This window comes from Paenibacillus hubeiensis, from assembly GCF_032334105.1.
Taxonomy (GTDB): Bacteria; Bacillota; Bacilli; order Paenibacillales; family Paenibacillaceae; genus Paenibacillus; species Paenibacillus hubeiensis.
Window position 1 is genome coordinate 1 of sequence record NZ_JAVYAE020000051.1, and the last position, 782, is coordinate 782.

The 782-nt window shown below is 48.6% G+C and carries 2 tRNA genes and 2 rRNA genes; all 4 read left to right on the forward strand.

Annotation, left to right across the window (positions count from 1 at the left end):
* Positions 1-66 (forward strand): 16S ribosomal RNA (locus tag RSX24_RS32225); the annotation flags it as partial.
* Positions 67-172: 106 nt separating this feature from the next.
* A 5S ribosomal RNA gene (rrf, locus tag RSX24_RS32230) occupies positions 173-289 on the forward strand.
* A 35-nt stretch (positions 290-324) separates the two neighbouring features.
* Positions 325-401, forward strand: a tRNA-Ile gene (locus tag RSX24_RS32235).
* 91 nt (positions 402-492) lie between these two features.
* Positions 493-568, forward strand: a tRNA-Ala gene (locus RSX24_RS32240).
* The last annotated feature ends 214 nt before the right edge of the window (positions 569-782 follow it).

Genomic DNA, 782 nt, shown 5'->3' on the forward strand with positions numbered 1-782 from the left:
TAGATGATTGGGGTGAAGTCGTAACAAGGTAGCCGTATCGGAAGGTGCGGCTGGATCACCTCCTTTCTATGGAGAATCGTCTTCTGCGATGAAGACATTCAAATTTAAAATCTAGCCAGGTCGGCTAGTGACTCACTCGTTGCTCAGTTTTGAGAGTTCAAACTCTCATACGTTTGGTGGCGATAGCGAAGGGGTTCCACACGTTCCCATCCCGAACACGACCGTTAAGCCCTTCATCGTCGATGGTACTTGGACCGCAGGGTCCTGGGAGAGTAGAAAGCCGCCAAGCGTAACCCGTTTCGGGTGACAATTCAATATTATTGTGGGCCCTTAGCTCAGTTGGTTAGAGCGCACCTCTGATAAGGGTGAGGTCGGTGGTTCGAGTCCACCAGGGCCCACCATTCAAACTTCATAAGGTTTTTGTATGCGGGGTTTCCGAAAAGTAATCGGAATCAATCTCGTAGGCAAACTTCACTTTTTGGAGTAAGGTTTGGGGCCATAGCTCAGCTGGGAGAGCGCCTGCCTTGCAAGCAGGAGGTCAGCGGTTCGATCCCGCTTGGCTCCACCAACAATGATTTTCTAAGCTTGTTCTTTGAAAACTGGATATCGAAACGAAAAATGCGAATTAGAACATTCCTTTTAGCTGAACTTGTGTCAGAACAAGTTTATATATTAGCGAAAACTGCATTGCTCATCCGAGCAATTGGTTAAGCTACTAAGAGCACACGGAGGATGCCTAGGCGCTAGGAGCCGATGAAGGACGTGGCGAACAACGATACTGC